General features: G+C 40.1%; 13 protein-coding genes. 11 read left to right on the forward strand and 2 right to left on the reverse strand.

Going from position 1 to position 14,731, the window contains the following annotated elements:
- Positions 1–40: 40 nt before the first annotated feature.
- From QFZ31_RS21135 to QFZ31_RS21160, 6 genes are all read left to right on the forward strand, one after another.
- Positions 41–1,240 carry an MFS transporter gene (locus QFZ31_RS21135; RefSeq protein ID WP_373459872.1) on the forward strand — a complete coding sequence of 400 codons (1,200 nt, stop codon included), beginning with the start codon at positions 41–43 and terminating at the stop codon, positions 1,238–1,240.
- Positions 1,241–1,533: 293 nt separating this feature from the next.
- Positions 1,534–2,706 (forward strand): ABC transporter substrate-binding protein, encoded by a 1,173-nt coding sequence (locus tag QFZ31_RS21140; RefSeq protein ID WP_307306569.1) that lies wholly within the window; start codon positions 1,534–1,536, stop codon positions 2,704–2,706.
- 83 nt (positions 2,707–2,789) lie between these two features.
- Positions 2,790–3,668, forward strand: coding sequence for a branched-chain amino acid ABC transporter permease (locus tag QFZ31_RS21145; RefSeq protein ID WP_179598849.1), 879 nt, complete (start codon positions 2,790–2,792; stop codon positions 3,666–3,668).
- A gap of 13 nt (positions 3,669–3,681) precedes the next feature.
- The gene (locus tag QFZ31_RS21150) at positions 3,682–4,656 is read left to right on the forward strand and encodes a branched-chain amino acid ABC transporter permease (protein WP_307306571.1); all 975 of its coding nucleotides are present in this window, start codon (positions 3,682–3,684) and stop codon (positions 4,654–4,656) included.
- Positions 4,631–5,410, forward strand: a complete 780-nt coding sequence (locus tag QFZ31_RS21155) for an ABC transporter ATP-binding protein (protein WP_307306573.1) — start codon at positions 4,631–4,633, stop codon at positions 5,408–5,410. The genes QFZ31_RS21150 and QFZ31_RS21155 overlap by 26 nt, the downstream gene beginning before the upstream one ends.
- Positions 5,410–6,117, forward strand: coding sequence for an ABC transporter ATP-binding protein (locus QFZ31_RS21160; RefSeq protein ID WP_307306575.1), 708 nt, complete (start codon positions 5,410–5,412; stop codon positions 6,115–6,117). The genes QFZ31_RS21155 and QFZ31_RS21160 overlap by 1 nt, the downstream gene beginning before the upstream one ends.
- 40 nt (positions 6,118–6,157) lie before the next feature.
- Here the strand turns inward: QFZ31_RS21160 and QFZ31_RS21165 are convergent, their stop codons facing one another.
- Together QFZ31_RS21165 and QFZ31_RS21170 are read right to left on the reverse strand one after the other, a co-directional pair.
- The gene (locus tag QFZ31_RS21165; protein WP_373459924.1) at positions 6,158–7,312 is read right to left on the reverse strand and encodes a radical SAM protein; all 1,155 of its coding nucleotides are present in this window, start codon (positions 7,310–7,312) and stop codon (positions 6,158–6,160) included.
- Positions 7,313–7,966, reverse strand: coding sequence for a cobalamin-dependent protein (locus tag QFZ31_RS21170; RefSeq protein WP_307306580.1), 654 nt, complete (start codon positions 7,964–7,966; stop codon positions 7,313–7,315).
- 473 nt (positions 7,967–8,439) lie between these two features.
- On the opposite strand from QFZ31_RS21170, the gene QFZ31_RS21175 reads away from it, so the two are divergent.
- The 5 genes from QFZ31_RS21175 (at position 8,440) to ybaK (ending at position 14,647) form a co-directional block, all read left to right on the forward strand.
- Positions 8,440–10,305: a GAF domain-containing sensor histidine kinase gene (locus tag QFZ31_RS21175; RefSeq protein WP_307306583.1), complete on the forward strand. Its 1,866-nt coding sequence runs from the start codon at positions 8,440–8,442 to the stop codon at positions 10,303–10,305.
- The gene (locus QFZ31_RS21180; RefSeq protein ID WP_307306586.1) at positions 10,280–10,930 is read left to right on the forward strand and encodes a response regulator transcription factor; all 651 of its coding nucleotides are present in this window, start codon (positions 10,280–10,282) and stop codon (positions 10,928–10,930) included. Before QFZ31_RS21175 ends, QFZ31_RS21180 begins: the two co-directional genes overlap by 26 nt.
- Positions 10,931–11,089: 159 nt before the next feature.
- The gene (locus QFZ31_RS21185) at positions 11,090–13,549 is read left to right on the forward strand and encodes a S8 family serine peptidase (protein WP_307306588.1); all 2,460 of its coding nucleotides are present in this window, start codon (positions 11,090–11,092) and stop codon (positions 13,547–13,549) included.
- Positions 13,550–13,627: 78 nt separating this feature from the next.
- Positions 13,628–14,071 carry a hypothetical protein gene (locus QFZ31_RS21190; protein WP_373459873.1) on the forward strand — a complete coding sequence of 148 codons (444 nt, stop codon included), beginning with the start codon at positions 13,628–13,630 and terminating at the stop codon, positions 14,069–14,071.
- Positions 14,072–14,170: 99 nt separating this feature from the next.
- Positions 14,171–14,647 (forward strand): Cys-tRNA(Pro) deacylase, encoded by a 477-nt coding sequence (gene ybaK, locus QFZ31_RS21195; protein WP_307306589.1) that lies wholly within the window; start codon positions 14,171–14,173, stop codon positions 14,645–14,647.
- Positions 14,648–14,731 lie beyond the last annotated feature (84 nt).

Here is a 14,731-nt window from a genome sequence, read left to right on the forward strand (position 1 = left end):
GGGAATAATGTCACTAATGGTATCTATAAGGGGGCTGGTTATGAAAAAAGAGATTTCTAACCGGAGATTGCTCTGGGTTTCTGGTACGGGCTGGATGTTTGACGCAATGGATGTGGGGATGCTTTCCTTCATTATTGCAGCATTAAGTGTGGAGTGGGATTTAACGGCAAAACAAATGGGCTGGATTGGCAGCATTCAATCGATTGGAATGGCGGTTGGGGCATTACTTTTTGGCTTAATGGCAGACCGCATTGGCCGTAAGAATGTTTTTATTATTACCTTATTATTATTTTCAATTGGAAGTGGTATTTCTGCATTAGCGACATCCATTTCCTTCTTCCTGATTGTACGGTTCTTTATAGGAATGGGGCTAGGCGGTGAGTTGCCTGTGGCATCGACACTGGTTTCGGAAAGTGTTCCGGCAGAAAAACGAGGGAGAATTGTTGTGTTACTGGAAAGCTTTTGGGCAGCCGGCTGGTTGATTGCAGCCGTGATTTCCTATTTTATTATTCCGAAATTCGGCTGGCAAACGGCCTTGTTAATTAGTGCGACACCTGCACTGTATGCCTTATATTTAAGGATTGGTTTACCTGACTCTCCTAGATTTGAAGCGATTAAGGATAAAGAGAAGATTTCTGCCTTTCAAAGTATCGCGAATCTATGGACCAATGAGTACCGCCGTCGGACTACTATGCTCTGGATTGTCTGGTTCTGTGTCGTCTTTTCCTATTATGGCATGTTTTTATGGCTCCCAAGTGTGATGGTGTTGAAAGGTTTTAGTCTCATAAAAAGCTTTGGATATGTATTGATCATGACGCTTGCTCAATTACCTGGTTATTTTACAGCTGCATGGTGTATTGAAAGGTTCGGCCGAAAATTTGTACTAGCTGTTTATTTAATTGGGACAGCCATCAGTGCTTTTCTTTTTGGAAATGCAGAGTCAACGGCACTATTAATCACATCAGGAATTCTTCTATCCTTCTTTAATCTAGGGGCATGGGGCGGATTATATGCCTATACTCCCGAACAATATCCAACGATTATCCGTGGTACGGGCTCAGGATCGGCCGCAGCATTTGGTCGATTAGGAGGAGTGCTTGGTCCGTTATTGGTTGGTTATTTAGTGGCGCAAAATACATCCATCTCCACCATCTTTACTATCTTTTGTATATCCGTTTTCATCGCTGCATTCGCTGTAATCTTCTTAGGAAAAGAAACAAAAAATAAAGTATTAGTATAATGTTAAGGTGAGAGAGATTTCTATTGAAGACTCTCTCTTTTATTTTTTAACACAGCGTGATTTTAGCCCTTTAATGCATAAAAGCCTTTGAACACAATAGTTTAACCTTATGATTATAGTAGGAATTCAACATTATACTAATTTTTCAGAATTATACTAAAATAATGCAGTTCCTACTAGACGAACAAGAAATTATTTTGTACAATGTTTTCAGAATATTATCTTTTTTTAAACATCTCGGAGATAAACACAACGGTTAAAAGGGGACTATTAAAAAATAGGGGGTATAGACAGTGAGGAAGAAAAAGTTAGCAGGTATTTTTATGTCGTTCATGATGGCTGCAGGCGTATTAGCAGGCTGTAACTCATCAAGTACAAGCGGTCAAAAGGATGGGGAAACCATCAAAATCGGTGCCAACCTTGAACTTTCAGGCGGGGTAGCTTCTTATGGTCAGTCCATTGAAGAAGGTTTGAAATTGGCCATTGAAGAAATCAACAAAGAAGGTATTGATGGTAAGAAGCTAGAGCTTGTAACATTTGATAATAAATCAGACGCAGCTGAAGCAACAAACGGCGCCATTAAGCTGATCAGCCAAGATAAGGTTTCAGCTATTATTGGTGCAGCTACAAGTACAAATACATTAGCACAGGTGGAAATTGCACAGAAAAACAAAACGCCATTGATTACACCAACTGGTACAAACTCAACGATTACGTTCAAGGATGGGGTTCTGAATGACTTTGTATTCCGTACTTGCTTCATCGACCCATTCCAAGGTACGGTAGCAGCTAACTTTGCTTCCAAGGACCTTAAAGTTAAAAATGCTGCTATCATCATTGACAGCTCAAGTGACTATTCAAAAGGGCTAGCCTCTTCTTTCCAAAAATCGTTTGAATCAAGCGGTGGGAAAGTGGTTGCTGAAGAAGCATATGTAGCAAAGGATACTGATTTCAATGCGATCTTAACAAATATTAAAGCCAAGAATCCAGAGTTTGTTTTCCTTCCAGGGTTTTATGAAGAAGTTGGGTTAATCATCAAGCAAGCACGTGCTTTAGGCATTGATGTACCAATCATGGGAGGCGACGGCTGGGATTCTCCTACTCTAGTAGATATCGCAGGTGCTGGTTCATTAAACAACACATTCATCACAAACCACTATTCTTCGGGAGACTCTGATCCAAAAGTACAAGACTTTGTAAAAGCATTCCAAGGAAAATATAAGGATAAATCTCCAGATGCCTTTGCTGCATTAGGTTATGATACTGCCTACTTCCTTGCAGATGCGATTAAGCGTGCTGGCAGCGGCGATCCTGAGAAAATCCGTAAAGCTCTTGAAGAAACAGATGGACTTGCAGTTGTATCTGGTAATTTAAAAGTTAACGAGAACCATGATCAGGTTAAAGCGGCAGTTATCCTTGAGTACAAAGAGGGTAAACAAGAATTTAATACAAAAGTTAATCCGTAATTTTATAGAGAAAAAGAATAGGGAGAATGTGTCTCCCTATTCCCTTTTTGAAAATAGTTTCCTAATTTTAGGAGGGTCAAGACATGGAATTTTTACAACAGCTTGTTAACGGGGTATCTTTGGGCAGTATATATGCGTTGATTGCCCTTGGTTATACGATGGTTTATGGAATTGTTAAATTAATAAACTTTGCCCATGGGGACGTATTCATGGTCGGTGCATTTATCGGTTTTTATTCTATTACTATATTAGATTTAGGATTTTTCCCATCCTTGCTAATTTCAATGGTAACCTGTGCCATCCTGGGAGTTTTAATTGAAAGGATTGCCTACAAACCTTTGCGTAATGCAACTAGGATTGCTGCACTTATTACGGCAATTGGAGTATCACTGTTAATTGAATATGGAGTAATTTATGTACGAGGCGCACAGCCAGAGGCATATCCAGGCGACCTTATCCCGGCAACAAGCATTGACTTCCTGGGTGTAAAGGTTAGTAGTCAGTCATTGATGATTTTAGGTACCTCTGTCGTATTGATGGTCTTATTGCAATTTATCGTTCATAAAACCAAAATTGGAAAAGCCATGCGTGCAGTTTCCTATGATATGGATGCTGCGAGATTAATGGGTATCAATGTTAACAATACCATTTCTGCAACTTTTGCGATTGGATCTGCGTTAGCCGGTGCGGCGGGTGTTGCTTTTGGTATGTACTATACAAAAATTGAACCATTGATGGGGATTATTCCAGGCCTTAAAGCCTTCGTTGCGGCCGTACTCGGCGGAATTGGAATTATTCCGGGTGCAATGGTTGGCGGTTTGTTGTTGGGTGTCATTGAATCACTAGTAAGTGCTGCTGGCTTCTCCTTATGGCGAGATGGCGTAGCGTTTGTCGTACTAATCTTAATTTTGATTTTCCGTCCAGCCGGTTTATTCGGTAAAAATGTACGGGAAAAAGTGTAAGGGGGCTATAACGATGAATATGCTTAAAGGTGCGAAAGGTTTTTGGTCATCAATCGTATTAGCCGTTGTTTTTGGTATTGTCATGCAATTTTTAATTACCGGAGAAATAATTAATTTCTTTTATGTAAACACACTTTATTTTATTGGTATTAACATTATTCTTGCTGCGAGCTTACATCTGATTATTGGAATTACCGGACAGTTTTCAATTGGACATGCAGGCTTTCTTGCTGTAGGCGCTTATGCCTCAGCCATTATTACGATGAAATTAGAGCTGCCTTTCGCGCTTGGATTAGTGGCGGGAGGAGTCGCCGCTGCAATTGCGGGCTTAATTATTGGTATTCCAACACTTCGGCTAAAAGGAGATTATCTAGCAATTGCCACACTTGGGTTTGGGGAAATTGTCCGGATTGTCTTTTTAAATATTGAATATGTCGGTGGAGCAAGCGGGATGACCGTTACGCAGCTCACTACTTGGCCATGGCTTTTCGGGAGTATCCTTTTAACACTTCTTGTCATCAGGAACTTTACGAATTCAACTCATGGACGAGCTTGTATCTCTGTTAGAGAAAATGAAATTGCGGCTGACGCCATGGGGATCAACACAACTTACTATAAGGTAGTTGCATTTGCCATTGGAGCCTTCTTTGCTGGTGTCGCGGGTGCATTATATGCACACAACTTTTTCATTATCCAGCCGACAAACTTCGGTTTCTTAAAATCTTTTGATATCTTAATCTTCGTTGTTCTAGGCGGATTAGGAAGCATGTCTGGTGCAGTATTGGCTGCAATCCTTTTAACAATTGTTTCTACCTTCCTGCAAAGCTATCCTGAATTACGGATGATTATTTATAGCTTAGTGTTAATCATTATGATGCTTTACCGTCCACAAGGAATTATGGGAACCAGAGAATTAACTTCATTCTTTAAGTTTGGAAAGTCTGCAAAAGGGGGAGTCAACGATGGCAGTAAAAACACCGTTGCTTAAAGTAAATAATGCAGGCATCCGTTTTGGCGGATTAAAGGCTGTTTCAGACGTGAACCTCGAATTAAAGCAAGGTGAGTTAGTTGGTTTGATTGGACCGAATGGTGCCGGTAAAACCACATTCTTCAACTTGTTAACAGGTGTCTATGTACCAACTGAAGGCAGTATTGAGTTGGCTGGAGACAAATTAAATGGATTAGCGCCCTATAAGATTACTAAAAAGGGAATCAGCAGAACCTTTCAAAATATTCGTTTGTTTAATGAATTGTCGGTGCTCGATAATGTAAAGGTAGCCTATCACTCCCTTGCTAAGCATTCGATTATGAGTTCGATCTTCCGCCTCCCTAAGCACTTTTCAGAGGAAAAGTATATGGAGGAAAAAGCGGTAGAGTTTTTGAAAATCTTTAACCTAGATAATGTTATGCATGAAACGGCGAAAAACCTGCCATACGGCCAGCAGCGCCGTCTAGAGATTGCCAGGGCGCTGGCAGCGAATCCGAAATTATTGCTGCTTGATGAACCTGCAGCGGGTATGAACCCACAGGAAACAGAAGAATTAATGAATTTAATTGCCTTAATTCGTAAACGGTTTGATTTAACGATTCTTTTAATTGAGCATGATATGCTTCTCGTCATGGGTGTATGTGAGCGAATCTATGTACTTGACCATGGTCAACTAATTGCGGAAGGAACTCCTGAGCAAATCAGAAATAATCCAAAAGTCATCGAGGCGTATCTTGGGGAGGAGGTTTCGTAATGCTGAAAATTGAAGATATCAATGTATATTATGGCAATATCCATGCCTTAAAGGGCGTTTCTCTCGATATTAACGAAGGGGAAATCGTGACCTTGATTGGAGCGAATGGTGCAGGGAAAAGTACGCTCTTAAAAACGATTTCTGGATTACTAAAGCCAAAGAACGGAAACATTTTGTTTGAGGGTCAACCGATTTCCGGCAAGGTAGCACAGGCGATTGTGAAACAGGGGCTTTCTCATGTTCCTGAAGGCCGTCGTGTTTTTGCTAATATGTCTGTAGAAGAGAACCTTGAATTGGGTGCTTATTTACGGAAGGATAAACAAGGGATTAAGGATGACTTTGAAAAGGTCTATAACCTGTTCCCGCGTCTTCTTGAGCGGAGGAAGCAAATGTCTGGTACCTTATCAGGCGGGGAGCAGCAAATGCTTGCTATGGGCCGCGCTTTGATGGCACGCCCGAAGCTTTTACTATTAGACGAGCCTTCAATGGGACTTGCCCCCCTTTTAGTTAAAACGATTTTCAGAATCATTGAAGAGATTAACAAGTCTGGTACTACAATCCTGTTGGTGGAGCAGAATGCAAACATGGCATTATCGATTGCAGACCGCGCTTATGTTATTGAGACAGGAAAAATCGTCCTATCAGGTTCCTCCGATGAATTAAATCAGAGCGATCAGATAAGAATGGCCTACCTTGGTGGACATTAAAAGACATGTGACTTTTTCACATGTCTTTTTTCTTGGACTATTACATTTTTACTTTTTGTTGCTGTGTTTCTAGCTTAAATTGATGGCGGAGCTTTGGCTGGAGGGCATGTTTGACTTTAATCACATACTCTTCATATAGCTGCTCTAAACCAACTAGCGCAAGAGAGAAAAAGTTTGCGTAATTTTTTTGTACCTCCCACTTTAACTCGTTCTTTCCACAAATACTATATTTATTTAATTCTTCGATTTCCTTTTGGATTTTTGCTAATTCTACTTGCTGTTCTGCCTCAGGCAGAGAAAGAACATAATCTATTTTTTCAATATAAGCTTGAGACTTTTTAATCTTGCCTTTAATTTCTTCGTAGCCGGCTTTATCGATTAGACCATACTTCAATTTAAAATCGTTCAGTTTTTGTGCAGAATCATAGGTTGAGTTTACGATATCATCACGTGTCATTTGGGTTGTTTCATAGCTTAGCATATGCTTCCAAGATGGCTGGGTAATCGCCTTGCGGTGGTCCTCAAGGGTATGACAGAATTTTTTAAAGCCGTGAAGCTCTGGATTTTCAAAAGCCGGGCTTGCAGGATCAAGGAACGGTGCAAGCGGTGCGACAAAGTAGAAAAGTCTAGAATCTTGATTGCATGCAAGATGAATTTCTTCACAGAAATCAATGTTTTCAAGCGCACTTTGGTAGGTCTGACTCGGAATACCTGTCATGAAGAATAAATCGATTTTCTTGGCACCATGCTTTAAGGCAAAATTAAGTGTTTCAATTACCTTAGGATTGGTACAATTAAACTTACCATTATATCTTCTAATTTTTTCATCATGCGTTTCTAGCGTAATTTCAATACTGTATTTTGGACAGCTTTCATTCATCATCCGAAAGAATTCTTCACCTGCATATTGGAATAATTCGAACACGATTTCATTTTTAAGATTAAGCTGTTTAAGACGGCTAAAGAATTCTTTTACATATTCACGTCCGCCTTGACGCAGGTCATGCAGGATAAAGATAGGCGCGCGGCTGAAGCGTGAAATAAATTGAATATCTTCAACAAGCTTTTCTGGCGACCTTAAGGCTAGGGAACTTCTTCCACAGTTTTGATCGTAGGAGTCCTTCGAACCACCGCAGATAAGACAGTTTTGCGAACAGCCTCTTGCAGTCAGTAGTGCGGTATTAGGATATTGCAGTCAGCCGTTGTATGGCAGTGGGTCAAGGAAGTTACGATATTTAAAGACAGAGCGGACGGTGTAACGATAGCCTGGCACATCGATATCATCCAAATCCTTTGGTACATAAGTGATGGGGTTATAACCAATCTCACTGCCTTTTTTCCAAGTTAGATTTGGGATGTCGGCATAATGTGTATTTCCAAGCTCCAATTTCTTCATCAACAGCAGCATGAGCTTTTCTGTTGAGTCGCCACGCATCACGAAATCAATAAAAGGATATTCGATTAATTCTTTATGATAATAGGTAGCGGATAATCCTCCGAAAATCATCGGGGTATCAGGATGGAGCTTTTTAACAATTTTGGCTAATTCAATACTGCCATGTGCATGCGGCAGCCAATGAAGGTCTATCCCGAATGCACGTGTTTTGATATTTTTTAGTTTTTTCTCAACATCAAATTTTTCACTCATCAGCATGCGATTCGCGATGTTGATAATTTTTACGCGAAGACCGAACCGTTCTAAATAGTCAGCAATACTGGTTAATCCAATTGGATACATTTCAAACACTGGTGATGACGGCACTACATCGCTGATTGGACCTGCAAGCAGGGAATTTTTTCGAAAGTCATAAACACTTGGTGCGTGTAAAAGGACTAAATCATACTTCATATAAGCCACCCTTTTCATTTTTATAAAGTATATATTTTTATTGTGAATGGTTTCACATATTATCTTTGATTTAAACGTGGCAAAATGATAAACCAGATAAATTATTGCCAGAATCCACTACTGTAATTATTTTCTAACTACCTTTATTTTACTATAATGATGGATTAATAGAGTGACAAACGGGTGACAACAATATGGAGATTCCGTGGAAACTAGGTACTACAAAAGTAGTACGGAAGAATAATCCTTTAGCAGAATAGGCAATGAACCATTCATTTGCCATAATAGTAACAACAAACCTAAAGGGTTTGTCCCAGTATCGGTCAGTGAAAGTCATTGGACCGGTCTGGGCTTTTTTGCGACAACAAATATTTCCCAATTAACCTAATAAAAAATAACTTGTTAACGAAGAATGTGTTAGGTACATTTTTAACAGAATATTAAAAATTTTTTAATGACAGGGAGAGGAATGGATGATTGAATCTTCAGCCTTACAGCTAAAGGAACGGCAGTCTAAGCTATTCTTACTGGTCGTCTCGTGCGTCGGCGGCTGGTTTTTCGTAAAAAATAGTTTATTAAAATTAGAAGAAATAAATCAGTCAATGATTCTAGTCCTTCTAGTTATTTTCTTATTGATTGTAGAATTCTTTCCTCTTCCTGTATGGAAGGGAACGATCACCATTTCCTTCCCTCTCGTCTATGCTATTTACGTTATGGAAGGTCTTGCATATACCATTTTCACCTATGCACTTGTTGTCTGTGCTGTAAATTTGTTCAAAAGGCGGCCGCTCCGGATTGTTTTTTTTAATCCTGCTTTATTAATCATCAGTTTTTATTTTGCCTATGTGATTGGCAATTTTTTGTTTTCGCATTATTCAATGGATGGAAAACCAAGGGTGCTTATTGGGATCATTCATTTCACCTCTATTATGGTTCCTTTTTATATTTTGAATAATATAATTGTGGATCTCCTTCTAATAATTAGGCCGCAAACCTATAATTTTCGGGATTGGAGGCAAAAAACAGGGCAGGAAGTTAATAGTTTGACCATTTCTTTTATCTACCTTTTTTTCTTTCATCTTTTTGGGAATCAAAACAGAGGTGAAATCGACGCAATTGCCTTTTTTTTCTTCTTTTCCCCCCTTGTATGCTTTGCCTTATTAAGTTCAATCATTGCGAATTTAAAGAGGGAAAAGGCAAAACTTAAAGCACTATTTAGCATTTCTTCTGAATTAAATAAGAAAATGGCTGCTGCGGATTGGCTGGATTTTTTGAAGGACAATTTAAAGGAATTTATTGATGTTGATGCATGGGTATTGTTAAAAAAGGATAGGGAAAGTTGGAATTTAAAGTTTGCGGTAGGTTTAGCAGTAGAAAATTTATCTTTAAGTGATGAAAGGATTCAGGGTTTCAATAAAATAAAAAGTTTAAGAGTTTATCCGAATACAAAAGAGTCAGGGGGTCCTGCTAATGGATTATTGGACCCGGAGATTCATTCCTTATTATATGCGCCTTTAATGTTGGAGGAGGAGATTGTTGGACTTTTTATATTTGGAAGAAGCCGTACGAAAAGTTTTGTTGAAGAAGATAAGCAGGCTGCTGCTACGCTTGCGAATCAATTAGCTGTATTAATTAAGACAAGGCAGCTGATTGCTGAACAAGAAAAAAGGTTAATCTTAGAGGAAAGAAATCGGATTGCCAGAGATATCCATGATGGTGTGGCACAGTCATTAGCTGGAGCCATTATGAATCTTGATACAGCTAATCGCAAATTTACAAAAACACCTGAAGAGGCTCGTCAGTTAATGAATGAAAGCACTGTGAAATTACGAAAGTGCCTAAAAGAAGTAAGGGAATCTATTTATGCCCTCCGCCCTTACCCGACAGAAAGAGAAGGACTTTTATCAGCGATAACAACAAAAATTAATGCGATTCAAAAGGAATCAAATGTGCTTATAAAGGTAGAAACTAGGGGGACAAAGTTCCAGCTCAGTCCGATGGTGGAAAAAATTATTTTTGATATTTTCCAAGAAAGTACCCAAAACGCACTGAAACACGCAGAGGCAACAAAGATTGATATATTAATTAGCTTTCAAAAGGAACATGTCCTTTTAAAGGTAAAAGATAATGGAAGTGGATTTTCACTTTTTCAGGCGATGATTAAAGCACGAAATCATCCCCATTTTGGGATATTACACATGAACGAAGCGGCCGAAAAGATACAAGCATCACTGCAAGTAGATAGTAAAGAAGGGGCAGGTACGGAGATTACGTTAACTGTACCAAGAATGGGCATAGAGGGGGCAATTATCCATGATAAAGCTTATGCTGGTCGATGACCATGCAGTATTGAGGGATGGTCTAAAAAACATATTGGGTATGGAATCAGATATTCAAGTAGTCTGTGAAGCAGTAAATGGAATTGAGGCACTTGGAAAAGTGGAAGAGTTCATGCCAGATGTCATCTTAATGGATATTAATATACCCGAAAGGAATGGGATTGAAGTTACCGGGTTGATAAAAGGAATTTATCCTTCTATAAAAATATTAATCTTAACCATGTACAATCATGAAGAATATTTCCTTTCAGCGATTCGTCAGGGGGCAGATGGGTATTTATTAAAGGATGCGCCCTCAGATCATGTCGTGGATGCGATTCGTGCTGTAGCAAAGGGACAATCTGTTATTCATCCTTCAATGACTAAAAAGTTTTTAAACTTTTCTTCTCAGAAAAAAGAGAATGTGGCAGTGGAAAAAAAGGAGTCTTTGCTGACCGAAAGAGAAAAGGATGTACTTCTCTGCCTTGTAAAAGGAATGAATAACAAAGAAATCGCTCAAAATCTATTTATTAGCGATAAAACAGTAAAAATCCATGTAAGTAATATTTTTAAAAAACTTGAAGTGAAAAGCCGGTCACAAGTAGTTATTTATGCAGTGCAAAATCAGTTGATACCTTTATCGTAGGACGGCCAGCCTGGTCGTCTTCTTTTTTAGCCAAGAGACTACTACCTTTGTATGAGATAAAATAGTACTTCTACCTTCCTGAAATACGTCCTTTGCGGAATAGTATATCCTATTGAAAAGTAAGAAAATAGGGTTATAAAGACGAAAGGGGTATGGAATTTGAAAAAATTTGTGTCGATTTTCTTAACGACAGCTTTGTTATTTATGCTGATGGTTCCTGGAATGCCGAAAGCCAATACAAGTATCGTTTCTGCTGTAATGGATAGCAGCCTAGTAAAGTCATTAGAAACGGCCGTTGAACCACTTCAAGTGATCGTAACATTTGAGGGGCAGGGTGCACCAACTTCGGATCATCTTAATCTATTAAAAAAATTAGGGATTTCAACCGGGATTACGATGAAGTCATTGCCGATTTCCGGTGTTTTAGCCACAAAGGAGCAAATTAATAAGCTCGCAGCAACGCCGGGTATTAAATCAATCTATTTAAATAAAAGGTTAACGTATTCAAACTTTGACGCAAATAATCTAACAGGAGTAGATAAAGCTAGATCGGATGCAGCAATGCAAAAAGCAAATGGCGGACTGCCGCTAACGGGAAAGGGAATTGGCGTAGTCGTCAACGATAGCGGGGTGGACGGGACGCATCAAGATCTTCAGTTTGGCACTCACCTTGTTCAAAACGTGATGGGGAGCACAAACTTAAATGCATTAGCACCCGAACTGCTTCCGATTACTTATGTAGAAAATGTACCAAATAGCGATACGAACTCAGGACATGGTACACATGTAGCAGGTACAGTTGGTGGAACAGGTGCAGCCTCAGGCGGTAAATATGAAGGGGTGGCCCCTGGTGCTGACTTAATCGGTTATGGTTCCGGAGCAGCCCTCTTTGTTCTCGACGGGATTGGCGGGTTTGATTATGCCATCACACACCAATCTCAATACAATATTCGTGTCATCACAAATTCATGGGGTTCCTCAGGTGATTTTGATCCAAATGATCCGATTAATATAGCAAGTAAGGTGGCTTATGATCGTGGTATTACAGTGCTGTTTGCAGCCGGAAATGAAGGACCGGGCGAAAACACTCATAATCCATATGCAAAAGCCCCATGGGTAATCTCTGTAGCTGCGGGTGAAAAAGATGGTTCTTTAGCTGATTTTTCATCCCGGGGTACAAAAGGAGTGGGCGGTACGTTTGAAATGGATGGTAAAACGTGGACATGGAAGGATGAGCCTAGCGTTACCGCTCCAGGAGTGGATATTATCTCAACGCGTGTTCTTGCTCCAGTCTCAAGCTTAGCCATCACATCGGATGCTGAACTGATCGAGCCAGCCTATCTTCCATTTTATACATCCATGAGTGGAACTTCCATGGCAACGCCGCATGTAGCTGGAATTGTGGCACTTTTACTAGAAGCAGACCCGACCCTTTCTCCAGACGAAATTAAGAAGGTATTACAAGATTCTGCAACCAATATGCCTGGGTATGAGTCATGGGAAGTGGGAACAGGCTATGTGAACGCATATGCTGCTCTTGAGAAGGTTATGTTTGATAAATCATTTGGAGAAACGGTAAATGCTTATCAGACCTTTAATAGCAATGCAAATGTAACAGTTGAACGAACAGATTTCCAGGTGGACTATAACCCGCTGGTGCTGTCTTCAAACTCTTATACATTTAATGTTCCAGAGGGTGTGTCACAAATTAGTGCAAGAATCGACGCCTTTGGTTTATTGGGGCAGACAGGGAATCCACTAAATTTAACATTAGTTGATCCAAATGGAACCATCTATAGTTCTGGTGTAAGCCTATTGTTTCCTCTTTATCCTGACCGTACGGTATCTGTCACTTCACCTGTTTCGGGTGAGTGGCAGGTAAAAATTGATGGGCTTCATGGAGATGCAGCTAATCCTATTGGAATTGGTCTCCCTGAAACGGTAAATGGAACCCTTGCCCTCTCAAAGGCAGGTAGCTTTTCTGGGTTAAAAGATATCTCTGGAAATCCAGCAGCCTCAGCGATTCAAATGGCAGTAAGTGAAAGACTTATCGACGGCTATGCTGATGGAAGCTTTAAACCAAAGCAGTATCTAACACGCAGTGAATTAGCCCGTTACTTAGTGATGGGAACAGGTATCCGTCAAAGTCATTCGGTTAACGTGAAGGATGTTTCGACGGGAGATGTACCTTTTGCAAAAGCGGCAGTTGCGAAAGGAGCAGCAATCCGGGATGGGGTCCAAACGCAGGGCGGCGTCATGCAGCTGGATGCTTCAGGAAATTTTAATCCAAGTGGTGAGGTCGACCGTGCGGGGCTTTCGTATTCACTTGTTCAAGCCCTTGGTTTAGAAAAACAGGCAAAGGATTTCACTGGGGATATAACCGTACAATATAAAGATGAGCGAATTCCTGTAAAAGATAGTGCTTCCGTTCCCGCAGACCTTAAGGGTTATGTTCAATTAGCCCTTGATTTAAATATTCTAAATGCCAGTTTTTCGGTGACTCAGGGACCGTACGATTTAGTCCCAAAGGTCGAGGCGAGTTTTAATCCAGCTAAAAAGGTCACCCGAGCTGATTATGCGGTTGCCATTACACGCTATTATCAAGCTTGGTTTCAGTAAATGAAAATTTTCCTCCTTTAACCCAAATACACTTTATATCATACATTAAAGGGAAAACATATAAAGGAGGAATATGTCTTGAATTATTATGGTTATCCCAATCAGTACGGAATGTATCCTGTATTAGAACCAAACCAAGAGCCAGCTCGTTTTGGTGGCGGGCAGCAGCCTGGATTCCAGCCCCCTCCCTTTGGTGGAGGACAGCAAGGATTCCCGCCATTTGGAGGAGGGCAACAAGGGTTCCCACCGTTTGGCGGAGGACAACAACAGGGAGGGGCGCCATCCTCACCACCACCTTCGTACACGCCACAAGAATCACCCTCTTTATACGCTGTCGATCCTGGAGCAATCAGAGGCTGCCTTTACCGCTATACCTATGTTTGGCTCAGCAATGGCAGCAGTTTCTGGTATTATCCAACATATGTAGGAAGAGATTCAATTGCCGGATATCGCTGGAGAGGATACCGCTGGGTATATTATGGAACTGATTTAAGAAGAATTCGATCATTTAGATGCTCATAGATTTATAAACTAGGTAATGAATCGAGGGATTCATTACTTTTTTTATTTTTGCTTGTGAAAGTTGTTATAATCATTGTAAAAAACAAAGGATGAGAAAAATTGACTAAGGTGAAAACAAACGCTATTCGGATTCTAGATGCAAAGAAGATCGCCTATGAGGTGCTTACATACGATAATCAGGATGGAAAAATAGATGGTGTTTCTGTTGCAGCGAAGATAGGAAGAGACGCTCGTCAAGTATATAAAACGCTAGTCTCTCAAGGAGCAAGTAAGAGTATGTATGTATATGTGATACCTGTGGAAGCTGAATTAGATTTAAAAAAGGCAGCAAAGGCAGCAGGAGAAAAAAATGTGGAAATGATTCCTGTTAAGGATATTCTGAAATGGACCGGATATATTCGCGGTGGCTGCTCGCCCATTGGGATGAAAAAGGATTATAAAACATTTATCGATGAAAGCTGTTTAGAGCTTGACTATATGGTGGTCAGTGCGGGGAAAATAGGCGTCCAAATCGTAATCGATCCAAAATTGTTAATAAATCTGACAAAGGCTGAAACAGTTGATGTCAGAAAATAATTAATAGGCATTCACCTATAAACGGATATTGCATAAGATATGTTGAAATGAAAAGCGGAAGCGCCTTGATAAGGGAAAAAATGA

It is taken from the genome of Neobacillus niacini, from assembly GCF_030817595.1.
Classification (GTDB): Bacteria; Bacillota; Bacilli; order Bacillales; family Cytobacillaceae; genus Neobacillus; species Neobacillus niacini_G.